The sequence below is a fragment of the Paenibacillus sp. CF095 genome, assembly GCF_900101225.1.
GTDB lineage: Bacteria > Bacillota > Bacilli > Paenibacillales > Paenibacillaceae > Paenibacillus.
The window spans coordinates 2,858,179-2,882,081 of the sequence record NZ_FMZN01000001.1 but is presented as its reverse complement, the minus strand read 5'-3'; the positions used below and the strand labels follow the sequence as shown (position 1 = coordinate 2,882,081).

The 23,903-nt window shown below is 44.4% G+C and carries 27 protein-coding genes; all 27 read left to right on the top strand.

Annotation, left to right across the window (positions count from 1 at the left end; all coding sequences use genetic code 11):
- Positions 1–10: 10 nt before the first annotated feature.
- The 27 genes from fliJ to BLS69_RS12365 all read left to right on the top strand — a co-directional run bounded on the left by fliJ (position 11) and on the right by BLS69_RS12365 (position 23,896).
- Complete coding sequence (fliJ, locus tag BLS69_RS12495) at positions 11–463, top strand: flagellar export protein FliJ (RefSeq protein ID WP_091031905.1); 453 nt, start codon at positions 11–13, stop codon at positions 461–463.
- A gap of 43 nt (positions 464–506) precedes the next feature.
- A complete protein-coding gene (locus BLS69_RS12490; protein WP_091031903.1) occupies positions 507–1,448 on the top strand; it encodes a MotE family protein in 942 nt (313 codons plus the stop codon).
- 38 nt (positions 1,449–1,486) lie between these two features.
- Positions 1,487–2,875, top strand: coding sequence for a flagellar hook-length control protein FliK (locus tag BLS69_RS12485; protein ID WP_176872694.1), 1,389 nt, complete (start codon positions 1,487–1,489; stop codon positions 2,873–2,875).
- 20 nt (positions 2,876–2,895) lie between these two features.
- Positions 2,896–3,453: a flagellar hook capping FlgD N-terminal domain-containing protein gene (locus tag BLS69_RS12480; protein WP_091031900.1), complete on the top strand. Its 558-nt coding sequence runs from the start codon at positions 2,896–2,898 to the stop codon at positions 3,451–3,453.
- Positions 3,450–3,833 carry a TIGR02530 family flagellar biosynthesis protein gene (locus BLS69_RS12475; protein ID WP_047842481.1) on the top strand — a complete coding sequence of 128 codons (384 nt, stop codon included), beginning with the start codon at positions 3,450–3,452 and terminating at the stop codon, positions 3,831–3,833. Before BLS69_RS12480 ends, BLS69_RS12475 begins: the two co-directional genes overlap by 4 nt.
- 81 nt (positions 3,834–3,914) lie before the next feature.
- Positions 3,915–4,730 (top strand): flagellar basal body rod protein FlgG, encoded by an 816-nt coding sequence (gene flgG, locus BLS69_RS12470; protein WP_074094563.1) that lies wholly within the window; start codon positions 3,915–3,917, stop codon positions 4,728–4,730.
- A gap of 66 nt (positions 4,731–4,796) precedes the next feature.
- Complete coding sequence (locus BLS69_RS12465) at positions 4,797–5,018, top strand: flagellar FlbD family protein (RefSeq protein WP_076208897.1); 222 nt, start codon at positions 4,797–4,799, stop codon at positions 5,016–5,018.
- The gene (locus BLS69_RS12460) at positions 5,018–5,479 is read left to right on the top strand and encodes a flagellar basal body-associated FliL family protein (RefSeq protein WP_091031897.1); all 462 of its coding nucleotides are present in this window, start codon (positions 5,018–5,020) and stop codon (positions 5,477–5,479) included. The genes BLS69_RS12465 and BLS69_RS12460 overlap by 1 nt, the downstream gene beginning before the upstream one ends.
- A gap of 40 nt (positions 5,480–5,519) precedes the next feature.
- Positions 5,520–6,518, top strand: a complete 999-nt coding sequence (fliM, locus tag BLS69_RS12455) for a flagellar motor switch protein FliM (protein WP_017689177.1) — start codon at positions 5,520–5,522, stop codon at positions 6,516–6,518.
- Entirely contained in the window at positions 6,508–7,782 is a 1,275-nt protein-coding gene (fliY, locus tag BLS69_RS12450) for a flagellar motor switch phosphatase FliY (protein ID WP_091031895.1), read from the top strand. The genes fliM and fliY overlap by 11 nt, the downstream gene beginning before the upstream one ends.
- A 28-nt stretch (positions 7,783–7,810) precedes the next feature.
- Complete coding sequence (locus tag BLS69_RS12445) at positions 7,811–8,176, top strand: response regulator (protein WP_017689175.1); 366 nt, start codon at positions 7,811–7,813, stop codon at positions 8,174–8,176.
- Positions 8,177–8,187: 11 nt separating this feature from the next.
- Positions 8,188–8,724, top strand: coding sequence for a flagellar biosynthetic protein FliO (locus tag BLS69_RS12440; RefSeq protein ID WP_091031892.1), 537 nt, complete (start codon positions 8,188–8,190; stop codon positions 8,722–8,724).
- On the top strand, positions 8,721–9,476 hold the full coding sequence (gene fliP / locus BLS69_RS12435) for a flagellar type III secretion system pore protein FliP (protein WP_091031890.1): 756 nt from the start codon (positions 8,721–8,723) through the stop codon (positions 9,474–9,476). Before BLS69_RS12440 ends, fliP begins: the two co-directional genes overlap by 4 nt.
- Positions 9,477–9,501: 25 nt before the next feature.
- Complete coding sequence (fliQ, locus tag BLS69_RS12430) at positions 9,502–9,771, top strand: flagellar biosynthesis protein FliQ (RefSeq protein WP_047842485.1); 270 nt, start codon at positions 9,502–9,504, stop codon at positions 9,769–9,771.
- A gap of 10 nt (positions 9,772–9,781) precedes the next feature.
- Positions 9,782–10,570, top strand: a complete 789-nt coding sequence (fliR, locus tag BLS69_RS12425) for a flagellar biosynthetic protein FliR (RefSeq protein ID WP_017689171.1) — start codon at positions 9,782–9,784, stop codon at positions 10,568–10,570.
- 23 nt (positions 10,571–10,593) lie between these two features.
- Positions 10,594–11,676 (top strand): flagellar biosynthesis protein FlhB, encoded by a 1,083-nt coding sequence (flhB, locus tag BLS69_RS12420; RefSeq protein ID WP_176872693.1) that lies wholly within the window; start codon positions 10,594–10,596, stop codon positions 11,674–11,676.
- Between the two features lie 25 nt (positions 11,677–11,701).
- The gene (gene flhA / locus BLS69_RS12415) at positions 11,702–13,735 is read left to right on the top strand and encodes a flagellar biosynthesis protein FlhA (protein WP_036670372.1); all 2,034 of its coding nucleotides are present in this window, start codon (positions 11,702–11,704) and stop codon (positions 13,733–13,735) included.
- The gene (gene flhF, locus BLS69_RS12410; RefSeq protein ID WP_091031887.1) at positions 13,732–15,084 is read left to right on the top strand and encodes a flagellar biosynthesis GTPase FlhF; all 1,353 of its coding nucleotides are present in this window, start codon (positions 13,732–13,734) and stop codon (positions 15,082–15,084) included. The genes flhA and flhF overlap by 4 nt, the downstream gene beginning before the upstream one ends.
- Complete coding sequence (locus tag BLS69_RS12405) at positions 15,081–15,968, top strand: MinD/ParA family protein (protein ID WP_017689167.1); 888 nt, start codon at positions 15,081–15,083, stop codon at positions 15,966–15,968. Before flhF ends, BLS69_RS12405 begins: the two co-directional genes overlap by 4 nt.
- A 32-nt stretch (positions 15,969–16,000) precedes the next feature.
- On the top strand, positions 16,001–17,443 hold the full coding sequence (locus BLS69_RS12400; RefSeq protein ID WP_091031885.1) for a protein-glutamate methylesterase/protein-glutamine glutaminase: 1,443 nt from the start codon (positions 16,001–16,003) through the stop codon (positions 17,441–17,443).
- A gap of 32 nt (positions 17,444–17,475) precedes the next feature.
- The gene (locus BLS69_RS12395) at positions 17,476–19,548 is read left to right on the top strand and encodes a chemotaxis protein CheA (protein WP_091031882.1); all 2,073 of its coding nucleotides are present in this window, start codon (positions 17,476–17,478) and stop codon (positions 19,546–19,548) included.
- 41 nt (positions 19,549–19,589) lie between these two features.
- Positions 19,590–20,051 carry a chemotaxis protein CheW gene (locus BLS69_RS12390; protein ID WP_091031877.1) on the top strand — a complete coding sequence of 154 codons (462 nt, stop codon included), beginning with the start codon at positions 19,590–19,592 and terminating at the stop codon, positions 20,049–20,051.
- Positions 20,052–20,061: 10 nt separating this feature from the next.
- Positions 20,062–20,682, top strand: a complete 621-nt coding sequence (locus BLS69_RS12385) for a chemotaxis protein CheC (protein WP_091034987.1) — start codon at positions 20,062–20,064, stop codon at positions 20,680–20,682.
- On the top strand, positions 20,675–21,172 hold the full coding sequence (locus BLS69_RS12380; RefSeq protein WP_091031874.1) for a chemotaxis protein CheD: 498 nt from the start codon (positions 20,675–20,677) through the stop codon (positions 21,170–21,172). Before BLS69_RS12385 ends, BLS69_RS12380 begins: the two co-directional genes overlap by 8 nt.
- A gap of 4 nt (positions 21,173–21,176) precedes the next feature.
- A complete protein-coding gene (locus BLS69_RS12375) occupies positions 21,177–21,620 on the top strand; it encodes a hypothetical protein (RefSeq protein WP_076208888.1) in 444 nt (147 codons plus the stop codon).
- 15 nt (positions 21,621–21,635) lie between these two features.
- Complete coding sequence (locus BLS69_RS12370; RefSeq protein WP_017689160.1) at positions 21,636–22,424, top strand: FliA/WhiG family RNA polymerase sigma factor; 789 nt, start codon at positions 21,636–21,638, stop codon at positions 22,422–22,424.
- Between the two features lie 62 nt (positions 22,425–22,486).
- Positions 22,487–23,896: a DUF342 domain-containing protein gene (locus BLS69_RS12365; RefSeq protein WP_091031871.1), complete on the top strand. Its 1,410-nt coding sequence runs from the start codon at positions 22,487–22,489 to the stop codon at positions 23,894–23,896.
- Positions 23,897–23,903: the final 7 nt, after the last annotated feature.

The following is a 23,903-nucleotide window of genomic DNA, read 5'->3' as shown; positions in this document are numbered from 1 at the left end:
TGGGTAAACGATGAAATTTCGATATCATTTCCAGAAAGTTGTTGACCTGAAGAGTAATGAAAAAACACAGGCAGAGTGGATGTTATCCACAGCGATCGGTAAACTTCAGACGGAGGAAGAACATCTGATACAACTTCTTAATGATAGAAGTAATCTGATCGGCATTATCCAATCTGCTACGGAAAATACAGCGTCTGTAAACAGTCTGCAGGAGATGCAGCGTTATGTACATCACCTTGACGAGTGCATTTCACGCAAAAACAGTGATGTTAAACATGCTCAGGTCAATGTGCAGCGGAATCAGACGTTTCTAAACGGTAAGATGATTGACGAAAAAGTATGGCTTGGAGCGAGAGACAAGGCCAAAATCAAATTTCAGCAGGAGATGCTCCTCCGGGAACAGAACGATCTGGACGAGATGGCTACTGTACGCTTCGCTGCCAAAGCCGGACGCGCGAATTGATGTGAGCCGGACGCGAAGTTGTCTCGTGAAGGAGGAATGAACGATGGCTGTTAAAGATGATAGCGACATGGAAAAAGAGTCGGGAGGCGGTTGGGAAAAATTTCTCATGATTTCAATCCCGATTGTATTCACCGTAGTTTTGCTAGGTGTATTACTTACGCTATTTAATGTAGATATTCGTAATAATTTGTTTGAATTCGCCAACAAGATACCGGTAGTCAAGGAATGGGTACCTGATCCTGTTCTGGATCCTGAGAAGGAGAAGCTGGATAAGAGTGAACAGCAGGTTGAAAGTGCTGAAGCCACAATCGAAAAGCTGAAATCCCAGGTAACTGCCAAAGAAACAGAACTCAAGGCAGCACAGGAAGCAACAACAACCGAAGCGAAGAAGGCCACTGACCTTCAGAAGAAGTTGGATGATGCGGAAAAAGCGGCTGAAACGGCTACGGCAACAACGCCGGAAACGGAATCCGATTATCAAAAACAAATCAAAGATTTGGCTAAAATGTATGCTGACATGAGTCCAAGTAAAGCTGCACCTATTTTGCAAAATATGACGAATGAGGAAATGGTATTGTTGTTGAATGCCATGCAGTCATCCGCTCGGACCAAGGTGCTTGAAAAGATGGACCCGAAAACAGCAGCCGATGTCACCATGATGATGAAGGATGCCAAACCGTCCGGGGATCTGGCACTGGATGCACTGCAATCCAGATTGAAGAAAGAAACCGCAGCAACTTCAACTGCATCCACAACGACAAGCAAAAACCTGGATAAAAACCAGCTTAGTCAAACATTTGCTTCGATGTCTGCTTCAAGTGGTGCCAAACTATTATTGGAAACATACAAGTTAAGTCCTGACAAAACATTGACCATCCTGAATTCAGTAGATGATGCAACACGCTCTCAATTGCTTGAGAACATGTCTTCAGAGGACTCGGTTGAAACTGCAAAAATTTTGAACAGATTAATGGGCAATAAGTAGAAATGATTACACTGTATAACCGAGAGGAGGTGAAAAAAATGTCGATTGTATATCAAATGGCATCCACAGCATCTGCAAAAGCAACCGGAGCAGGTCAGACAACCGGAGCACAATCGAAAGGTTCAGCTGAAGGGGCTAGCGGTGAATTTCTCCAAACTCTTGCACAGTCATTATCCGGAGGAAACACAGAAGGTGATAGTTCAAGCGCTACTGGAAGTTTAACAGCCAATCCGTTGGTGTTTTCCTTTGCTACAAGTGAAGAAGGAGAAGCGACATCAATCACGGATATACTGAATTCGTTGTTCACGGACTTGGATTCGCTTGACGAAGCTTTGGAAAATGACCCAGCTCTACTTGCAGGTTTGCAAACGCTGATTCAACAGATGTATACACAATTAAGTAATCCTTCAGGTACTAATGCAGAAGGTTCCGACGAGTCTTCGAACGGAGCGGAAAGCGTAAAAACAGTACCCGCAATTGAACTGTCGCAGCATCCGGCAGCAGTACGTTTTGTTCTGCAAGATATGCTTACACAATTAGTAGCTGGAATGAATGATCCTGAGAGTAACGTTGCGAAGAACGCTCCTGAATTCAAACATTTGTTACAATCTCTGCAGAGTCAGCTTCAAGAGGCTGGAGTGGATACCACTAATAACAAAGGATGGACTGAACTGAAATCCATACTGGATACATTGACTGTAATTAAAGATCAGACTGTACAAGTCGCTCCAAGTACTTCGCTTCAAGCATCCAAACAGGATTCGGTCGTACCACAAGTTCTTGTTGCCGCAGTGGCGAATTCTGGAACCCAGGTGAAAGATGAGGCTGAGACAACATCTGTTTCAAATGCAGGTGGAGAAGTGGAACACTCAACCATCATTACTGCAGGAGAGCTCTCCTTGCGTTCATCAGGTACAACAGCAGGCAAACCGGCTGAACCTGTAATGCAAACATCACAGTTTGCCAAAGAAATGACACAGTTTGTTGTTAACAAGCTGGATATTGTCCAGCAAAAAGGATTTTCCGAGGCGACCATCTCACTTCGGCCTGAGCATCTAGGGAAGTTGGATGTTCAAATTACCTTGCAGAACGGGCAGTTGGTTGCACGGTTTATGACTGAGCATACGATGGCTAAAGACATGCTTGAACAACAAATGACGCAGCTGCGTTCTTCACTTCAAGCCCAGGGAATTCAAGTGGAACGACTTGAGGTTACACAGAACAGTTCAATCGGATCACAGATGTATCAGGACGGAGGCCGTCAGCCGGGAAGTAACTCTCAGCAACAACGCCGTTCGCGCGAGCGTGAGGAACAATCGGATGATGTTATAGCTACAGCAGGGATTCAAGAAGAATTGCGTAACTGGCGCAGCGAGCAAGTCGAAGGAACTGAATTACAGAGAGATACGTTTAGTGCTAAGGCTTAAACAGAAATGAGGTGAGCAATATGGCTAATGAAATTGTTTCAATGAATAATACCTGGCCGAACTATTCGGCAGCTAATAAAGCAACCACAAGTGCTGCAACAAAAGAATTGGGTAAAGATCAGTTTCTAAAAATTCTGATTACCCAGCTGCAAAATCAAGACCCGATGCAGCCGATGGAGGATAAGGAATTTATCGCTCAAATGGCACAGTTCAGCTCAGTGGAACAACTGGTCAATATTTCTACCCAGCTTAAAACATTGAACCAGTCCCTTGGTGCTGTATCCGGTATGATTGGCATGGAGGTAAGTTGGCTTTCTTCTAATAAAGATGATAACGGAACTCTTCGTCAGGGTATTGTAGATTCCATCATTGTAAGAGATAGCGTTCAATACGCAAAAGTGGGCAACGACGAGATTAAGCTGGATGAGATCATTCAGGTGAATTATCCAAAACAGGCAGAAGAGAGTCAAACTCCGGTACAGAACGTTCAGGATGTAACCCCTGAAACGAACGAGAGCCAGGAAGTTGAATCATCCGCTGAAACAGGTGATACGGAAGATAGCGGGAAAACGATATGAGTGATCGCATAACGGTTGGACAATTATACGCAGGCCCGATTACACCGAATATGCTTCAAAGACCTAAAACGGGAGAAGCTTCGGCTATACCCGAAAAACCTTTTGCAAAAGTGCTGGAAGATAATCTTCTGAAATTGAGCAATCATGCTGCCAAACGTTTGGAACAACGTGGCATTGAACTCAAGACCGAGCAAATGGAACAGATTGGTTCTGCTTTGGACAAAGCTGCTGCTAAAGGAGCCAAAGAGTCATTGATTTTAATGCAGGATATGGCTTTTATCGTCAATGTCAAAAATCGTACTGTGGTTACAGCTATGGATAGTGAGAGCATGAAGGATAATGTGTTTACTCAGATTGATAGTGCCGTAATCATTTCTTGACCGGCTGGCCCTTCTCGGGAGCCGGAATGCCGCTGACCGACTGATGCGGTAACCAAATGAAGACTGGGAGGATTTTTAAAAATGTTGAAATCAATGTACTCAGGCGTTTCCGGGATGCGGGGTTTTCAAACCAAACTCGACGTAATTGGTAACAATATTGCGAACGTAAACACGGTTGGCTTCAAAGGCAGTCGGGTTATGTTCAAAGATATTATGAGCCAAACCACTTCAGGTGTGACTGCGCCTGGTGATGCAACCGGTGGTGTGAATGCAAAACAAATTGGTCTAGGTGTATCTGTAGGCTCTATTGATACATTACATTTGGCGGGAAGTCCAATGACAACAAACAACCCAACAGATATGCGGATTAATGGAGATGGATTCTTCTTGGTACGTTTGAGTGAAGATCAGGAAGTACCTTACCTGACTCGTGCGGGGGATTTCCATGTGGATGCTGCACGTAACCTTTTGACATCCGATGGATTGTTTGTTCTGGATAATGGTGGTGGAAATATTACGATACCTGATGATGTTGTTTCCTTCACGATTGGTCAGGATGGTACGATCAATCAAACTATGGCGGATGGAACAGTTGAAGCGGGAGCACAACTTGGAATCGGAAAAGTGGTCAATCCGGAAGGTTTAGAGAAGATCGGCGGTAATCTATACCGTATGACAGCAAATGCCAATCCCGATGGTGAGCTTGAAATTTTGACAGCGAATGATGCCGAAAATGGAACTGGCTCTATTATCACAGGACAGCTCGAAATGTCTAATGTGGATCTGACAGGAGAGTTTACTGAGATGATCGTAGCTCAGCGTGGATTCCAGGCAAACTCCCGGATTATTACAACGTCGGATGAAATACTTCAGGAAGTTGTTAACCTGAAACGTTAATAGCTGATTAATGAATTTTAAACGTGGGGGAGCTTGCTCCTCCCACTCTGATCAAGGGGGCTTAGCATGATTTCGGTTACGCGGTTAAATGGTTCTCCCATGTGGTTAAATGCGCTGATGGTTGAAATTGTGGAAGAGACGCCGGATACGTATATTACTCTGGTAACTGGAAAGAGACTGATTGTGCTTGAAAAAGCCGATGACGTTATTTCCAAGATTAAAGATTACAACCGTGAAATCGGGGTTCAGGCAGCCACAATTAAAGTGCAGCAAACGGAGGAGTCCTGATGAAAAAAATGATGCCCTGGCTTGCAACAATGTTGCTGGCGATAACACTCATTGTGGTGGTTGTGTTTGTATTTATGCAAGGACAGAGCGGGAATAAGGACGACACACATACGGCGGCAGCTTCAGAAGCCAAGAAGATGACTGCGGATGAGATTGTAGAGGTTTCCTCTGAGCTTGGAGAAATTAAAACCAATTTGGCTGATACGGATCATGTTGTAATTGTCAGCTTCTCTTTCAAGTTGACTGACAAAACTGCAAAAGAAGATTTTGAGAAAATCAAAGAAATTGTGGTAAAACCAATCATCATTCAGACGCTTGCAGATACGAAGTCTGAGGAACTGGCTACAGCGAAGGGCCGGATATTATTTAACGAGAAATTGACCGGTCTTATTAATGAAGCTTTACCAGAAGGTAATCTAAGTAGTACGAGCTTTTCATCTATTGTGATAGCAACGATGTAAATGAACAGAACATGCTGTAGACCTGTAAGGGGGTGAGAACATGGTGGATGTATTATCACAAAATGAGATTGACGCCCTATTAGCAGCCCTTTCTTCTGGTGAAATGGATGCAGAAGAATTGAAGAAGGAAGAAACTCAGAAGAAAATCAGATCGTACGATTTTAAGCGGGCAGTGCGTTTTTCCAAAGACCATATCAGAAGCTTGACTCGTATTCACGAAAACTTTGCACGCTTTCTCACCACTTATTTTTCAGCCCAACTGCGGACGTTCGTTCAAATCAATGTCGTTCAGGTCGAACAGTTGCCTTATGATGAGTTTATCCGTTCTATTCCTAAGATGACGATATTGAACATTTTTGAAGCGGAGCCACTACAGGGACGAATGGTGATGGAAGTCCATCCGAACGTGGGATATGCGATGTTGGATCGCCTGCTTGGTGGAACCGGGAGTGCTCCAACAAAGATTGCATCGATGACGGAGATTGAAACGACCATCATGGAACGAATATTCAGTCGTGCATTTGAAAGTTTGCAGGAAGCATGGAAGACCGTGTTGGATATTACCCCGAGGATGGAAGCACTCGAGACCAATCCGCAATTTATGCAGATTGTATCTCCCAATGAGACCATTGCTCTGATCTCGCTCAGTACCAAAATTGGTGACACGACAGGCATGATCAATCTATGTATACCGCATGTCGTTCTTGAACCTATTATGTCACGGTTGTCAACTCATCAGTGGTTTGTTTCGGAGAAGAAAACGAGAGCTCCGGAGGAGTATGATGCTCTAAAAGAGCGTGTGAACAAAGCCAAGTTACCAATCGTTGCGGAATTGGGAGAATCGAGAATTTCAATTGCAGAATTTCTGGGTCTGTCCGTTGGTGATGTCATTACGTTGAACAAACCAGTTGATGAGGGACTTTCCATTAAAGTGGGTGACAAACTGAAATACATGGGCAGTCCGGGGACAATCAAAGACCGTGTGGCTGTGCAAATAGACAAGATTGTCACCGAAGGAGTTGAAGAATTTGACGAGTAAGGATTATTTATCCCAAGAAGAAATCGATGCTTTGCTCAGGCAATCGGAATCGATAAACAGCTCGGAACCCGCTGAAAAGACGGTTGATGATTTTTTGACCGAGCTGGAGCAGGATGCCTTGGGGGAGATTGGTAACATTACATTTGGTAGCGCGGCAACAGCATTATCCACGCTATTAGGCCTCAAAGTAGATATTACAACACCTAAAGTTTCTATCATTAGTCGAACGCAGTTTGAAGAAGCTTTTCCTAAGCCGCATGTTGCCGTTCATGTCAATTACGTGGATGGATTCGAAGGCATTAACTCACTTGTTATCAAGAAGAGAGATGCTCAAGTCATCGCTGATTTGATGCTGGGTGGCGAAGGAAATCCGGTCGATGAAGAACTGAATGAAATCCATATTAGTGCGGTACAGGAAGCGATGAACCAGATGATGGGTTCCTCTGCAACCTCAATGTCCACGATTTTTAATCGTTTTGTGAATATTTCCCCTCCGGGAATCGATATTCTCAATCTGGAGAGTGGAGAGGGTGTAAGTAATCTTCCAGCAGATGAGACCCTCATTCAAGTTTCATTTCGTTTGTTGATCGGGGATCTGATCGATTCCAATCTGATGCAGTTGCTTCCAGTGCATTTTGCCAAAAACATGGTAGATATGCTGATTGGAGGCGCTCAGGAGTCAACTGCCAGCGCACCAGTGGCATCAACACCTGAACCTGCACCAGCAGCTGTACCAGCAACGCCACCACCGGTTGCGGAGCAGCCGCCCGTTCAACACCAGCAGCCCCCACAGGCTCCTCAGCAGCCTGTTCAGGACTATAACGGATATGGACAGGCACCTATGGGGATGCCGCAAGGAATGCCGCCACAGCAGCCTTATGGCATGCCCCCGCAGCAACCTTATGGTGCACCTCAACATTACGGTGGAATGCCAAATAGGAATGTTAACGTACAACCAGTTCAATTTGCCAATTTGCAAAATGGGGCGTATGGGCAGGTAGACGAAAACAATTTGAATTTATTGATGGACATTCCCCTTAAAGTCACCGTAGAATTAGGAAGGACCCAGAAGCAAATTAAAGATATTTTGGAACTGTCACAGGGTTCGATTGTCGAACTGGATAAGTTAGCCGGGGAACCTGTCGATATTTTGGTGAATAACAAACTGATCGCCAAGGGAGAAGTTGTTGTTATTGACGAAAACTTTGGTGTTCGTGTTATAGATATCGTTAGCCAATGGGACCGAATTCAGAAATTACAATAAGCACAATTTAGGGAGGACTTGAATCAAGATGGCAAACCGAATTTTAGTCGTAGACGACGCTGCATTTATGAGAATGATGATCCGGGACATTTTGTCCAAAAATGGATATGAGGTTGTTGGTGAGGCACAGGATGGCTCACAAGCAATTGAGAAATTTAAAGAGCTTCGTCCGGATCTGATCACAATGGATATTACGATGCCTGAGATGGATGGCATTGCAGCTTTGAAAGAAATCAAGAAGATTGATGCTAACGCTAAAGTAATTATGTGCTCCGCGATGGGTCAACAAGCGATGGTAATCGACGCTATTCAAGCAGGTGCCAAAGACTTTATCGTTAAACCTTTCCAATCTGACCGGGTTATTGAAGCGATCAGCAAGACACTGGGCGTTTAAGAGACATGATGATGGCTCAGGGTGATATTCCAGGAGGAGCTGGCGTGGGAAGTAATTATTATTTACAGCTTGTATGGGTGATTGTTGTCCTGGCCGTCATCCTGGCCCTTATTGTTTATCTGATCCGTTTTTTAAACAAACGGAATCAGCAAATGTTCCGGCACGGCACAATTCGTACCCTGGGCGGGGTCGGACTGGGGCAAAACAAGTCGCTGCAAATTATTGAAATTGGTGGAAGTGTATATCTGCTTGGTGTAGGTGAAGACATTCAGTTGGTAGATAAGGTTTCAGATCTGGAAGAGGCGCAAAGAATCATTGATTCCTTCGAACGAGATGCTGCTGCACAACAAGGAAATCTCTCACCTCTCATTGCCAAGCTCACAAAACGTTTCCGTAGAGAAGAACCGCCGCGGGAAATGGAACTAGAGGACACAACTTCTTTTCACGAAATGTTTGAATCCAAACTTCGGCAGATGCCTAACCGTAAAGAGAAGATGGAAAAGCTCCTGGATAAAGACAATACTACAGATCGGTCGAGGGATTCATGAAGAAAAAGATTTGGTTAGCGTGTTGTTTATTAGGACTTATCAGTCTGGCATCTGTAACGGTTGCCTTTGCCGAACCCATTCCGAATATTGATATTCAGATTGGAAACGGTGATGGAGGGACACCAAGCACGAGTTCACTGTCCATCATTCTGTTAATTACGGTGCTTAGTATTGCTCCAGCAATGCTTGTACTGATGACCAGTTTTACTCGGATTGTGATTGTGCTCGGTTTTATACGTACATCTCTGGGTACACAACAAATGCCACCCAATCAGGTGCTGGTCGGTTTGGCGCTATTTCTGACACTTTTCATTATGTCGCCGACGTTGTCTTCCATAAATCAGGTAGCGCTTCAGCCCTATCTTCAGGGAGACCTTACGCAAACCGAGGCACTTGAAAAAGCAGCGGATCCCATGAAGAAATTTATGTTTAGTCACACCAGAGAAAAAGATCTGTTGCTGTTTATGAAGTACAATCAGACTGAACAACCAAAGACCTATCAGGATATCCCAATTACTGTTATGGTGCCGGCATATGTAATCAGTGAGTTGAAGACAGCATTCCAGATGGGGTTTATGATTTTTATTCCGTTTCTGGTTATAGACATTGTTGTCGCGAGTACACTCATGGCAATGGGGATGATGATGCTTCCGCCGGTCATGATCTCATTACCTTTCAAAATACTTCTCTTTGTCCTTGTGGACGGGTGGTATCTGGTAGTCAAGTCACTGTTGCTGAGTTTTAACACTTGATCCGGAAAGTTAAAGGAGGACGGTCATGACTTCGGAATTTATTATCGGTCTGGCCGGGAAAGCGGTATACACGTCATTGCTGGCCAGTGCACCCATGCTTATACTAGCTCTGGTTGTAGGACTTGCAATCAGTATTTTTCAAGCGACAACTCAAATTCAGGAACAAACATTAGCTTTTGTGCCCAAGATTGTTGCCGTACTTCTGGCGGTGCTTTTGTTTGGACCTTGGATCTTAAATATCTTGGTCGATTTTACGTTTAACATTCTCGATAATCTATACAGATACATAGGGTAGGCTTTAGCAGATGGAGACATTGTTGCAAAGTTTCCCTGTCGCTCTGCTTATGTTTTGTCGAATCACATCATTTTTTGTAACTGCGCCGGTCTTTTCTGCTCGAAATGTGCCGACTTCAGTTAAAATTGGTATCTCTGCATTTGTCACATTGTCTGTCTATCTGATCTACGGAATAGACCAGACCGTACCCACAGACCTGAGTTATGTCTTATTGATCATCAGAGAGATTCTAATTGGCTTGCTTTTAGGTTTTGTGGCTTATCTGTTGATGACGGCTGTTCAGACTGCGGGGACCTTTATCGATCTACAGATCGGTTTTGGTATGGCCAATGTATACGATCCAATGACAGGTGCTTCAGCTCCACTTACGGGTAACTTGAAGTATGCATTTGCTATGCTTCTGTTTCTGACGATGAATGGTCACCATTATTTGCTGGATGCGATAGTTTACAGTTACCGGTGGGTACCATTATCTAATGTGTTTTTCCTACGGTTGGCAGATGGAAGTATTGCTGAATTTTTGATTCAGACCTTAGGTCAATCATTCATGCTGGCTTTTCAGATGTCGGCTCCGATTGTAGTTGCGTTGTTTTTGACGGATGTTGGATTGGGTTTTTTGGCCAAAACTGCTCCTCAATTTAATGTATTTGCAGTTGGGTTGCCGCTTAAGTTACTCGTTGGTCTTGCTATTTTGCTTTTGCTGGTTCCCAGTTTCTCCTTTGTATTTAGTCAATTGTTCGAAGCGATATTCAGATCGATGGAAAAATTGCTTGGAACCATTGGACAAAGGCCCGGCTGAGTGAAACGGAGGAAAAGACACGGATGAAACTTCAACTCGACCTCCAGTTGTTTTCAGGGGAGAAGACGGAGAAAGCTACCCCGAAAAAGAGACAGGATACACGAAAAAAAGGACAGGTTGTAAAAAGCGCTGAACTATCTGGCGCATCCATTCTCCTAATCGTGTTTTTAATCATGATGGTATTCAGCAATTTCTATAAAGAACGTATAGTTCGTCTGTTTACAGATATCTTCATCAATCGATTGAGTATGGATATCACCGGAGAGAATGTGATGGCGCTTATGATGCGCTATGGCATTGAAGTTTTGTTATTGATCGCTCCCGTTTTGCTGGGTGCGTTACTGGTTGCTTTGATCGTTAACTACATGCAAGTTGGTTTTCTTCTTGTAGGGGAAGGTTTGAAGCCAAAACTTGAGAAACTGGACCCGATTAAAGGTTTCAAAAATATATTCTCTCTCCGCTCATTAGTGGAGTTTGCTAAATCCATTTTGAAAATGTCGATTATCGGTTATCTCGTTTACAGTACAATTAAAGGCTACCAGTCAGATATTGCTTCACTTTCTCATTTTTCATTGGATGCCATTTTACATTTCGCTGCGTCGATCACTTTAAGTCTTGGTATCAAGATTGCAGTGGCATTAATGATACTTGCGATATTTGATTACATGTATCAGAAGTATGACCATGAGAAGAAGATTCGTATGTCCAAGCAAGACATTAAGGATGAGTACAAGAAAATGGAAGGTGATCCGCTGATCAAAGGTAAAATCCGGGAACGCCAGCGTCGTATGGCTATGCAGCGTATGATGCAGGAAGTGCCGAATGCGGATGTGATCATCACGAACCCGACCCACTTTGCGGTTGCGCTAAAGTATGAAGGTTCCGAGATGGAGGCACCACAGATTATTGCCAAAGGTCAGGATTATGTCGCCTTGCGTATTAAGGAAATTGCCAAAGAAAACGGTGTTATTACGATGGAAAACAAGCCGTTAGCACGGGCATTGTTCCAGAGAGCCGAGATTGGTGACGCCATACCGGCCGATTTGTTTCAAGCGGTAGCCGAAGTGCTGGCTTATGTATATAAACTAAAGGGCAGAACGAAATAAAAGGGGATCGGAGGCCGTACATTCATTGAAGATTAAAGATATAGCTGTCCTTGCGGGTATCATTGGCATTGTGTTGATGATGATTCTTCCGATCCCGACCTGGCTGTTGGACTTGTTGCTGGTCGTCAATATTTCAATTGCACTGATGATACTCCTTGTTGCAATGAACAGCAAAGAAGCGTTGCAGTTTTCTATCTTTCCAGCTTTGCTGTTGATCACTACACTATTCCGACTGGCTCTGAACATTTCGACTACCAAGCTAATTCTTGGTGAAGGGGATGCTGGAGCTGTAGTTGCTACCTTTGGTAGCTGGATTGCTGGAGGACAAATTGCAATTGGATTTATCGTGTTTTTGATCCTCGTTGTTGTTCAGTTTATCGTTATTACAAAGGGGTCTGAGCGCGTAGCTGAAGTTGCTGCCAGATTCACCCTCGATGCGATGCCTGGTAAACAAATGAGTATTGATGCGGATCTGAATGCGGGTCTGATCAACGAGCAACAAGCTCGTGAGCGTCGTTCCAAAATTGAACGTGAAGCCGATTTCTATGGAGCGATGGATGGAGCAAGTAAATTCGTAAAAGGTGACGCAATTGCAAGTATTATCATCCTCCTGATCAATCTCATTGGTGGATTTATAATCGGTATGACTGTGCATGGGATGGCTTTTGCAGATGCAATGTCAACGTACTCTGTACTGACTATCGGAGATGGATTGGTAAGCCAAATCCCTGCTCTGCTTATTTCCACAGCAGCAGGACTTATCGTCACCAGAGCGTCTTCAGAAGGAAACCTGGCAGATGATATTACGGGGCAACTGTTTACATATCCAATACTAATTTATATCGTAGCTTTCGTAATTGCCATGCTCGGTTTCTTCACACCAATTCATGTTATTACTACGCTTCCGCTGGCAGGTGTGTTGGCATATGCCGCGTGGCGTATGCAGAATAATCTGAATTTGAAACAAGTAGCGGAAGAACAGTTGGAAGAAGAACAGCAGATTGAAGAGGTTAGAAGTCCTGAAAGTGTAATTAACCTGCTTCAGGTGGACCCTATTGAGTTTGAATTTGGTTATGGTTTAATACCACTTGCTGATAATCAGCAGGGTGGTGACTTATTGGATCGGATCATTATGATTCGGAGGCAGTGTGCTCTTGAACTGGGGTTGGTCGTTCCGGTCATACGGATTCGAGATAATATCCAGCTCAGACCCAATGAGTATGTTATCAAAATCAAGGGTAATGTGGTAGGCGGAGGAGAGCTGTTGTTGAATCATTACCTTGCCATGAGTCCTGGCTATGATGAGGAGTCCGTGACAGGTATTGAAACGACAGAGCCGGCTTTTGGACTTCCAGCACTTTGGATTGATGAAGTAACCAAGGACAGAGCGGAACTTGCAGGATATACAGTCGTAGACCCGCCTTCCGTTGTAGCTACACATCTGACGGAACTGATTAAGAAACATGCGCATGAGTTACTTGGAAGACAAGAAACAAAAGCACTTGTGGATAATCTCAGAGAGAACTATTCTGCCCTTGTGGATGAACTGATCCCTTCTCTACTTTCCATTGGTGATGTACAGAAAGTGCTTGCCAAGTTATTGCGTGAGAAAATATCTATTCGGGATATGGTGACCATCTTCGAGACACTGGCTGACTATGGTACGTATACGAAGGATCCTGATGTGCTGACTGAATACGTCAGACAATCCCTCTCACGTCAGATTACTCAGCAGTTCTCACAGAAAGGTGAGACACTTCGCGTGATCACGGTTGGACCTGGTCTTGAGAAGAAAATTGCTGAAAGTGTGCAACAATCGGATCAAGGCAGTTATCTTGCGCTAGACCCTGTATCTACACAAAGTGTGTATCAGAAGCTGAGTGAACAAGTGAACCGTTTGATTCAATCAGGTCAACAACCTGTTGTATTAACTTCTCCAACCATTCGGATGTATCTGCGTCAGGTTATTGAACGTACAATGCAGGACATTCCTGTGCTTTCCTACAGCGAGTTGGAGCCGAATGTTGAAATTCAAAGTATCGGGGTGGTGAACTTATGAGAGTAAAACAATACGTTGTTGAGACCATGCCCGAAGCTATGCTTCAAATTCGCAAAGACCTGGGAAGTGATGCCGTTATTCTGTCCACCAAAGAGATTAAGGTGGGCGGTGTGATGGGAATGTTTCGCAAAAAACGGATCGAAGTTGTAGCTGCAGTGGATAAGGAAGAAAACAAGCAAACAACAAAGCCAGTACAAAATCAATTCACACCTGTACCTCGTGCATTTGTACCTGAGGCTTATCGGCAAACAGCTCGTTCGTTTGTTGCGGCTTCTGATGAGTCGGCGACAACGAATACAGCTGATCAAAGTGTACAGGACCAATCTGCGGCTGCGCCGTCTGTGTTTGAATCGCGTAATATCGGTTCAGACATAGACAGCGGCTCAGGTTCTTCGAGCATGGATCATAAACCGCGACCGCAAGGGGCGGATTTTTCGGGTTCAACAACTGGTCCAATGCCAACAGGTTCAGACCTGCAGCAGGACAAGTTGATGACTGAATTGCAGGATCTTAAACAGATGGTGACCAGGCTTTCGAAGCAAGGTACTTCTGCGGACCCTGTGCCAGAGGAACTGCATATGATCCGAGAACGTTTGACAGAACAAGATGTCTGGCCGGAAGTATGGGAATCCTGGTTTGATTCAATTCAAGCAAAATGGTCTGAGGGTGGATTGAAAGAACAGGATGTAGAACAAGTAGTGAAGCTTGAGGTCATGCACTTTTTGGAGCAACGTATTGAAGAAGGCATTCTTCCTACCACGCGAATCGTCTATGTAGCTGGACCAACCGGTGTAGGGAAAACCACGACAATTGCAAAATTGGCTGCTGAACAAATGTTCAAAAAACAGCGTAAAGTTGGATTCATTACATCAGATACGTATCGGATCTCGGCGGTAGAACAGCTTAGAACATATGCTTCTATACTGAATGTTCCACTTGAGGTGGTACAATCGCCCGGTGATACACAACGTGCCATTTCTCGATTAGAGAATTGTGACTTGATCTTTATGGATACAGCGGGTAGAAACTACAGAAATGAATTACTTGTTTCGGAACTGCAAAGTTTGCTTGCTCCTGTAGAGAATAGCGAAACTTTTCTGGTCATGAGTATGACTTCCAAAAGTGCTGATATGGTTCAGATCACGGAACATTTCAGTAAATATGGTCTGGATAAGGTGATTTTCACCAAAATGGATGAGACTGGGAGCTGCGGTCCGCTATTTAACTTGTTACACCGTTTTCCACTCAAGCTCGCATATGTGGCAAATGGACAAAATGTTCCGGACGATTTGTTGAAACCAGATGCAGATTCGTTATCTAAACAGTTGCTGGGAGAATGGTCACAATGAAGGATCAGGCAGCTGCACTTCGAAGTATGGTCTCCGCGCCATTGGAATTGGAAGGCATTGAGCGAGATATTCGATCCTCAAAAATCATTACTGTGGCCAGTGGTAAGGGAGGTGTTGGTAAATCCAATTTTACACTGAACTTTGCCTTGGCATTGCAGGCTTTGGGGCAAAAGGTACTTGTATTTGATGCTGATATTGGAATGGCTAATATTGATGTTCTTATGGGTACGTCTTCTTCCTATAATCTTTACCACCTGTTGTACCGACAAAAATCCATAAGGGAAATCATACAATTGGGTGCCAGTGGCTTGCCTTACATTGCTGGAGGATCGGGCATGAAAGAGTTGTTCTCATTGTCTGATCGTGATCTGGAGTTCTTCGCCAGTCAAGTCGAGGATATTGCCCAGGAAATGGATTATGTCATCTTTGACACTGGGGCAGGACTCTCCAGAGAGAATATGAAGTTCATCGGTGCTGCCGATGAATGCCTGATTATAACCACACCTGAACCGACTTCAATAACCGATGCTTATGCTTTAGTCAAAGTTATGCACGGCCAGGAAAATGCTACACCCTTTCGGATGATCGTTAACCGGGTGGAAGACGAACGAGAAGCGGAACGAGTGGCAGAAAAAATAGCTGGAGTGGCAAGGCGGTTTTTGCAGACGGATATTCCGCTGCTTGGGTATATTTCAGAAGACGCCCAGGTAGTCAAGGCTGTCAAAAGGCAAATGCCCTATAGTCTGGCTTATCCCAATGCCAAAGCCTCCAAAGATATAGAGAAACTTGCTCTTCGTTATCTGGCTGTACCTGCAACTCCGGGATCCGGAACCTTGACAGGAATCAGGGGATTTATGAATAAGTGGCTTAAACGGACAACATGATTTCTGAATAAAGGAAACAGGGGTGACACAACATGGCGGCGTATCAAGTATTGGTTGTCGATGATTCCGCTTTTATGCGTAAGATTGTTACGGATTTGATCCAAGCGGATCCGGAATTCAAGGTAACGGCAACGGCATCAAACGGTAGAGAAGCGATTCAAAAATCACTAGAATTGAAACCCGATATTATTACAATGGACGTTGAGATGCCCGAAATGAATGGGTTGGATGCATTAAAATCAATTATGAAGGAATCCTTCGTTCCTGTGATTATGCTCTCTGGTATCAATGAACAAGGCATGAAAGAAACCATTATGGCGCTTGAAGCTGGGGCATTTGACTTCATTCGCAAACCATCTATTTCACATGACCAGGATATTGCTCAAGTCGGTAAAGCCTTGGTTGAGCGCATGCGTGCTGCGATGAATGAGATCAAAAGAAAAGCTGATCGTGAGTTATCCATGAAAAATAGAGACATGCTGCGAGGAGTAGTTGCTCCCCCAACTCAGCCAGTGCAGAAAGAAATGCCGGTCAGGGATCCAGCGGAGCCTGTGAAAAAAACAATCGAACCTGTCCAAACGAGTCAACGCTCTCTTCGGGAGCGGACTGAAGCCTTTCAGGCCAAATCAAAGAAAGCAATTGAACCATTGTCAACTTCAAAACCAGGTCGCGTAGAGAACAAACCAGAGCCTTTGCCAAAGGCTGAGCGTAATTTGGGGACGAAGGCAGAAAAAGCAGTGAGGTCAGCTAATCCAGTACAGACTCCAAAGGAAGTTCGACTACCTAATGCAGCTAGAGTGGCAGCTGATCAAATAGCGGCAACCTCTGCCTCTGCAAAAGCCAAGGATGTAATCAAGCCTAATCCTGTTCCCAAAGGTGGAGGGGGGCTGGAAGGACCATTCAACAAACTTGTGGCAATAGGTTGTTCTACGGGTGGACCGAGGGCTCTCAAGACATTGCTTGAGCAGTTGCCTGCTGATTTGCCTGCACCGGTCATTATTGTGCAGCATATGCCGCCCAATTTTACCCGTTCTCTGGCTCAACGATTGAATACATTCAGTCCACTGCATGTGGTTGAAGCTGAAGATGGCATGGTTCTGAAAAAAGGAACCGCCTATATAGCACCCGGCGGATTCCATGTGAAAGTTAACAAAACAGCAGACGGGAAGTTTATCGTGAAGCTGACTGAAGATCAACCAGTGAATGGACATAGACCTTCAGTGGATACGATGTTTGAGTCACTTCTGCCGTTTACATCTTTACAAAGGCATCTTGTTTTGCTGACAGGAATGGGAAGTGATGGAGCACGTATGATGAAGAGGTTATACGAAGCTGGAGTTACATCAACCTTTGCCGAGAATGAAGAAACATGTGTTGTATATGGTATGCCGCGTTCTGCTGTAGAGCTGCAATGCGTTCGTCATCTTCTGCCATTGCAGGAGATTGCTTCTAAACTTGTTCAAGCAGTGAAATAACGGAGTGTAACTCACGGAGGAGGTGCCTCACAATGGACATGAACCAATATTTATCCATGTTTATTGATGAGTCTAATGATCATCTGCAATCGCTTAACGAAAACATGCTTCAACTTGAAGGCAATCCGGAAGACCTGGGCATAGTTCAGGTTATATTCCGCTCTGCTCATACCTTGAAGGGTATGGCAGCAACTATGGGCTTTGAAGATTTGGCATCACTGACACATAAAATGGAAAATGTGTTGGATCTGGTTCGTAATGAGAAGTTGAAAATGCAGGATTACATTTTTGATACCATGTTCAAGAGTCTGGACGCTTTGGAAACCATGGTTCAGGATATTACCGAAGGTGGACAAGGTAAAGCAGATGTGTCGTCAATTGTAGCTTCACTTCAGGCCATTGAAAATGGTGAAATGACAAAAGGAGATGGACCTGCTACAGATACAAACAAGTCGGCTAACACTTCAATCTCTTCGGCTGTTGAGCTGGATGAATTCCAATATTCAGTGCTGGATCAGTCGATCGCCGAAGGTCATCGTGTGTTCTACGTGGATGTGCTTGTTAGTGAGCATAGCCAGTTAAAAGGTGTACGGGCTTATATGGTCTTTGATATGCTGGAACGTTCAGGTGAAGTCGTTAAGGCTTACCCATCCGTTCAGGATATTGAGCAGGAGAAGTTTGAGCGCAGTTTCTCGTTGTATTACATAACAACTAAAGAGGCGCACGAACTGGAAGAAGGCATCATGAGTATCTCTGAAATTGAAAGTGCGAAGCTCATTCAACTGGATCAGGAGACTCTTCAGCAGATGGCCAATCAGGTAGCAGCTACAGTTGAAGCGCCACCCGCACCAACAGCTGTAGCTGAGGTTGCTTCGCCGGATAAGAATTCTGTAACCAAAGAAGAAGCGACAACGGCACCAGCTAAAACAGCTGCACCGAAGCAAGCTGCTGCACCTTCACGTACCATTCGTGTGGATATTGAACGTCTCGACGTATTGATGAACCTGTTCAGTGAATTGTTGATTGACCGTTCACGTCTGGAGCAACTGGCCAGTGAAACAGGCAACAATGATTTATCCGATACAGTAGCTCATTTAAGTCGAGTTAGCACAGATTTGCAAAATATTGTACTGAAATTGCGGATGGTTCCGGTAGATACCGTATTTAATCGATTCCCGCGCATGATCCGTGATCTAGCTAAGACACTCGATAAAAAAATCGATCTGGTGATTACAGGTGCTGAGACGGAACTGGATCGTACGGTAATTGATGAAATTGGTGATCCGCTTGTGCATTTACTGCGTAACGCGGTTGACCATGGTGTTGAATCCATTGCAGAGCGTGTAGCTGCAGGTAAACCAGAGATGGGTACAGTAAACCTGCGTGCCTTCCACAGTGGAAATCACGTATTTATCGAGATTGAAGATGATGGTAAAGGTATCTATCGCGACAAGCTTTTGAAAACCGCGATCAAACGTGGTGTTGTAACCGAAGAACAAGGTGCCAAGATGAGTGACGATGAAGTGAATCAACTGTTGTTCGCACCTGGTTTTAGTACTGCCGATATTATCTCGGATATCTCTGGCCGGGGCGTTGGCTTGGATGTAGTAAAATCGAAGATCACTTCGCTTGGCGGTAATGTAACGATTCATTCAACTCCAGGCAAAGGCACAAACTTCTCTGTTCAGCTTCCGTTGACTCTATCCATTATTGCTGCAATGCTTGTACGACTTGGTTCAGAGAAATACGCTGTTCCGTTGTCCTCCATTGTAGAGACGGCCATTGTACAACGTGAGCAAGTTCGTAATATTCACGGCAATAAAATGATCACGTTCCGTGAGTCACTGATTCCGTATTTGTCCTTGAGCGAAGTATTTTCGGTACCGGATTTCAATGACGCTGATGAGCAAGAAACAGAAATAGTCGTGATTCGCAAAGGCGACCGTCTTGCAGCCGTAGCTGTTGAAGAATTTATTGGACAAAGTGAGATTGTTCTCAAATCAATGGGAACCTATCTTCCTGCTATTGAAGGAATCTCTGGAGCAACCATTCTCGGAGATGGACAAGTAGCCCTGATTCTTGATCCTAATGCATTTATTAAATAAGCATTGAGCTAAGTCTTACATTTAATAGGGAGGTTTTTTACATGGAAGAAGAGTTGAAAGTCATCGTCTTTAAATTGGGTACCGAAGAGTATGGTATTGAGGTAGATAAGGTTCAGACGATTGAGCGTATGATGCCAATTACACGTGTTCCCAAGACACTTTCCTTTGTAAAAGGAGTTATTAATCTACGTGGTGTTGTAATTCCGGTCATTGATCTACGCGGTCGTTTCTCCCTTCCGGAAACGGAATACACGGATCAGACTCGTATTGTTATCGTAGGTGTAGACGACATGCAAGTTGGTTTTATCGTTGATTCAGCCAATGATGTTATTGATATCAAGAGCAGTGCAATCGATAGCCCACCAGAAGTGGTTGGTGGCGTCAAAGCAAGATACCTGCGAGGTGTTGCTAAATTGGAGGATTCACGCTTGTTGATTATGCTCAACCTAAACGAAGTATTAAATAAAAGCGAGATTGTACAGCTGGAAAGTGTTGAGGGCTAGTACCGTGGAGATGTTCAACCGATTTGAGGTATTCCAGATGGATGTGCTCAAAGAGGTCGGTAACATTGGAGCAGGCAACGCCGCAACGGCGTTGTCTCAACTCCTCAACAGACCGATTGACATGGGTGTACCTACAGTACAAATGCTCCCTTTTGAAGAAGTTGCCGAAAAAGTGGGCGGAGATGAACGCATCGTGGTTACCGTGTTTCTTCGTGTAGAAGGCGAAGCACCGGGAAATCTTTTCTTTATGATGACACCAGAGGCTGCTAAAATGTTGTTGAATAGACTTGCCGGGTTTGATCTGAAAGAAGGACTCGCTTTTACAGATATGGAACAATCAGCGCTTTCCGAGATTGGAAATATTTTGGCTGGATCCTATCTTTCTTCTTTGGCAGATTTCACGAAGTTGTCTATGTATCCAACTGTTCCTGGACTTGCCATCGACATGGCGGGTGCCATTCTAAGTTATGGCTTGCTGCAATTTGGCGAGATGGGTGACGCTGCATTGTTAATTGACACATCTTTCTTTGAAGGTGAAGATCAAGTTGAGGGTCAGTTTTTCCTCATTCCGGATCCACCATCCTTTGCAAAGATATTTGAATCGCTAGGGGTGCCACTGAGCCATGATTGAGGACAAAAGCGTCGTTAAAGTCGGTATGGCGGATTTAAACATCGCTCATCTTCCTGGTGTAATCCGTACGACTGGCTTGGGTTCGTGTGTGGGATTAACAATGTATGACCCACATTTGAAGCTGGCTGGAATGGCGCATGTCATGCTTCCTACTTCAGAGATCGCCCGTGAAGGGAAACTGAACACTGCGAAATATGCGGATACGGCGTTGCCTGAGCTTTTGGAAAAGATGATTAAACTAGGCGCTTCTCGCTCACGTATTGTGTCTAAAATGGCCGGAGGCTCTCAGATGTTTGCCTTTGCTGGCGCTGGAGATACAATGCGCATTGGACCAAGGAATGCAGATTCTTGTCGAGAGTGGCTTCAAAAACTCAATATCCCTCTTCTAGCAGAAGATACGGGTGGGAATTATGGACGAACGATTGAGATGGACTGTGAAACTGGACTTTTGACTATTCGAAGTGTACAAATGGGTGTAAAGGAACTATAAGACTATGATAGGAAACTACCGCATTAATCTTGGAGCAGGCATCGTTGGGTTTATTCTTACTTTTTTTGTAGCATACAGCAGCAATGTGTTGATGACCAGTTTAATTCGCGGATTGATCGGATTCGTAGCCTGGTTTGTCCTTGCATATGGTTTACGCTGGGGATTGGGATTGCTGCTGAACCCTCAGATCGAGGGAAATGGGTATGGTTATGATTCACCAAATGCTCAAGATCAAAGAGGTTCACAGGTGGACATTAAAATCGAAGACGATGGACAAGAGCTGAATGATTTGCTCAAGAGTGGACAGAACGCTTCATCTGGGGACGATCTTCCGCCATCTGAGACGAAAGCTCCAACGGGATTCGCCCCTTTGGATCCGCCTAAACTTGTCCGGACCAAGGATCCGGAGGAATTGGCGCAGGCCGTTCGTCACCTGACAGACAAATAAGGAGGGTGAAAGCAATTGAACGAGCGTAAAGCTTCACATTTGAACCATTCTGATCTGTGGGAAAAGTGGAAAGAACATGGAGATCTTGAAGCCAAGAAAACTTTGATTGAAAAGTATCTTCATATTGTAAATTATGTATCCGGTCGACTGGCTGTTGGTTTGCCCAAAAATGTTCCCAAGGATGACTTGGAGAGCAATGGTGTTATGGGGTTAATTGATGCATTGGAGAAGTTCGACTATGAACGTGGTCTGCAATTTGAAACTTATGCATCATGGAGGGTTCGCGGAGCCATTCTTGACGGTCTGCGTCAAGGTGATTGGGTTCCGCGTTCTGTCAGGGAGAAGGCCAAGCGAATTGAAGACGCCTACCAACAGTTGGAACAAAGTTATCTCAGGTCTGTTAGTGATGAGGAAATGAGCGAGTACTTGGACGTATCCACTAAAGATTTTCAACATATGCTTCAGGAAGTGGCAGTCATGTCACTTTGCTCGCTGGAGGACCCAATTCGTGAGGAAGAGTCTGAGACTCGTCTGTCTTTGATGGTGGATGAGAAAGCCAAAAATCCAGATTATAAAGTGAATGAGTTTTATTTGAAGGAAGCTTTGGTGCAAGGGCTTGACAAGTTGACGGTAAAAGAGAGAACGGTTGTTTCACTCTTGTATTACGAAGATCTTTCTCTTAGTGAAATTGCTGAGGTTATGTCTCTTTCTCCGTCTCGTATATCCCAATTACATTCCAAGGCAATATTACGATTACGCGGCACGTTGGACAAACAGAAAGATTTGTTGATGCGTAAAGATTAATAAAGAGAAGTAATATCATTGGAGTTTGGGGAGTGGAAAGTCTAAAAGGGGGAAGAATTGCAGTGACACAGCGGACTGCTTTGGAACAATGTTTAAACATTGTTTTATCGGACGACAAATGCACAGCCTACCTTGAATTTTCCAAAGAGGAAGAAGGCTTTGCCTGCACGATCGATGAACTTGAACAATTTGTGGCGGACAAGGGCATCAAACAAGGTGTATCGCGAGAGGCATTATTACTTTTTGTGAGCAACCCTGAAACCTATTTGAAAGATAAATACAAGATTGCAGAAGGTGTCGCTCCCATTCAAGGAACAGATGGCTTCATCAAGGTCCTGGTTGGGATGGACGATACGAATGAACGACGACCATTGGAATCGGAAGATGGAACCGTCGATTACAAAGAAGTGACCCGGTTAAACAATGTTCGTAGTGGTCAGATCATTGCAGAGCGGATCGCTCCTAGCGATGGCATACCAGGCAGGGCAGTAACGGGTGAGGAAATTCCTTATCGTCCGGGAAAAGAAGCTCGGTTTAAAGTTGGGAAAAACGTTGTGATTAACCCGGATGGTTCTGCGATGTATGCTGCACTGGATGGGCTGGTTACCAAAACGGACGGTAACAAACTGAATGTGTTTCCGGTTTATGAAGTCAATGGTGACGTTGATTACAATAACGGTAATATCGACTTTGTAGGCACCGTTGTCATACGAGGCAATGTACTTACCGGATTTAAAGTAAAAGCAGCAGGTGACATTCGTGTCGTCGGAGGTGTCGAAGGAGCTGAACTGGAAGCAGGCGGCTCAATCGAAATTACCGGTGGTATTATTGGTTATAACAAAGGACTGGTACAAGCAGGCCATAATGTCAAGTGTACTTTCATTCAAGAAGGCAACGTGGATGCCGGTGAAGATGTTCTGGTTTCCCAAAGTATTATGCATTCCAATATTCGTGCTGGCCATGGTGTCATCTGTGCGGGCACCAAAGGTCTTATCGTTGGTGGCTCGATCCAGGCTGGTCAGAACGTCTCAGCGCGTGTTGTGGGCAACAGCATGTCCACGGTCACTTCCATTGAAGTTGGTGTGCTGCCAAAGCTGCGTAACGAACTTAATGATCTGCGCAAGGAAGTCAGAGAGCAGATGGATTCCTTGGATAAAACGAAGAAAGCTTTGACATTGCTGGATCAATTAGCTGCCGCTGGACAACTAACTCCAGATAAGATGTCGATGCGAATCAAACTGAATGCTACGCAGAAATCCGCTCTTCGTATAAGTGAAGAAACGAAAATGCGTATCTTTGAAATTGAGAAGGCACTTGAAGATACAAGTAAAGCTCGTGTTGATATTCTGAGGATGATTTATGGGGGCTCTAAAATAGTTATCGGCAGATACACGAAATTTATTAAAGATCCAGTGAGTCGAATTTCATTTTATTATCACGATGGTGATATTACGATGGTTCCATACGTTTAAGTACAGC

What these genes read in the sequence shown, in the direction of transcription:
- BLS69_RS12390 (WP_091031877.1), top strand. Translation starts at nt 19,590, where the DNA reads ATGGAAGAAGAGTTGAAAGTCATCGTCTTTAAATTGGGTACCGAAGAG.
- flhF (WP_091031887.1), top strand. Translation starts at nt 13,732, where the DNA reads ATGAGAGTAAAACAATACGTTGTTGAGACCATGCCCGAAGCTATGCTT.
- fliP (WP_091031890.1), top strand. Translation starts at nt 8,721, where the DNA reads ATGAAGAAAAAGATTTGGTTAGCGTGTTGTTTATTAGGACTTATCAGT.
- BLS69_RS12460 (WP_091031897.1), top strand. Translation starts at nt 5,018, where the DNA reads ATGAAAAAAATGATGCCCTGGCTTGCAACAATGTTGCTGGCGATAACA.
- BLS69_RS12465 (WP_076208897.1), top strand. Translation starts at nt 4,797, where the DNA reads ATGATTTCGGTTACGCGGTTAAATGGTTCTCCCATGTGGTTAAATGCG.
- fliQ (WP_047842485.1), top strand. Translation starts at nt 9,502, where the DNA reads ATGACTTCGGAATTTATTATCGGTCTGGCCGGGAAAGCGGTATACACG.
- fliR (WP_017689171.1), top strand. Translation starts at nt 9,782, where the DNA reads ATGGAGACATTGTTGCAAAGTTTCCCTGTCGCTCTGCTTATGTTTTGT.
- flgG (WP_074094563.1), top strand. Translation starts at nt 3,915, where the DNA reads ATGTTGAAATCAATGTACTCAGGCGTTTCCGGGATGCGGGGTTTTCAA.
- BLS69_RS12445 (WP_017689175.1), top strand. Translation starts at nt 7,811, where the DNA reads ATGGCAAACCGAATTTTAGTCGTAGACGACGCTGCATTTATGAGAATG.
- BLS69_RS12490 (WP_091031903.1), top strand. Translation starts at nt 507, where the DNA reads ATGGCTGTTAAAGATGATAGCGACATGGAAAAAGAGTCGGGAGGCGGT.
- BLS69_RS12395 (WP_091031882.1), top strand. Translation starts at nt 17,476, where the DNA reads ATGGACATGAACCAATATTTATCCATGTTTATTGATGAGTCTAATGAT.
- fliM (WP_017689177.1), top strand. Translation starts at nt 5,520, where the DNA reads ATGGTGGATGTATTATCACAAAATGAGATTGACGCCCTATTAGCAGCC.
- BLS69_RS12385 (WP_091034987.1), top strand. Translation starts at nt 20,062, where the DNA reads ATGTTCAACCGATTTGAGGTATTCCAGATGGATGTGCTCAAAGAGGTC.
- BLS69_RS12400 (WP_091031885.1), top strand. Translation starts at nt 16,001, where the DNA reads ATGGCGGCGTATCAAGTATTGGTTGTCGATGATTCCGCTTTTATGCGT.
- BLS69_RS12475 (WP_047842481.1), top strand. Translation starts at nt 3,450, where the DNA reads ATGAGTGATCGCATAACGGTTGGACAATTATACGCAGGCCCGATTACA.
- BLS69_RS12405 (WP_017689167.1), top strand. Translation starts at nt 15,081, where the DNA reads ATGAAGGATCAGGCAGCTGCACTTCGAAGTATGGTCTCCGCGCCATTG.
- BLS69_RS12375 (WP_076208888.1), top strand. Translation starts at nt 21,177, where the DNA reads ATGATAGGAAACTACCGCATTAATCTTGGAGCAGGCATCGTTGGGTTT.
- flhB (WP_176872693.1), top strand. Translation starts at nt 10,594, where the DNA reads ATGAAACTTCAACTCGACCTCCAGTTGTTTTCAGGGGAGAAGACGGAG.
- BLS69_RS12480 (WP_091031900.1), top strand. Translation starts at nt 2,896, where the DNA reads ATGGCTAATGAAATTGTTTCAATGAATAATACCTGGCCGAACTATTCG.
- BLS69_RS12485 (WP_176872694.1), top strand. Translation starts at nt 1,487, where the DNA reads ATGTCGATTGTATATCAAATGGCATCCACAGCATCTGCAAAAGCAACC.
- fliJ (WP_091031905.1), top strand. Translation starts at nt 11, where the DNA reads ATGAAATTTCGATATCATTTCCAGAAAGTTGTTGACCTGAAGAGTAAT.
- BLS69_RS12440 (WP_091031892.1), top strand. Translation starts at nt 8,188, where the DNA reads ATGGCTCAGGGTGATATTCCAGGAGGAGCTGGCGTGGGAAGTAATTAT.
- BLS69_RS12380 (WP_091031874.1), top strand. Translation starts at nt 20,675, where the DNA reads ATGATTGAGGACAAAAGCGTCGTTAAAGTCGGTATGGCGGATTTAAAC.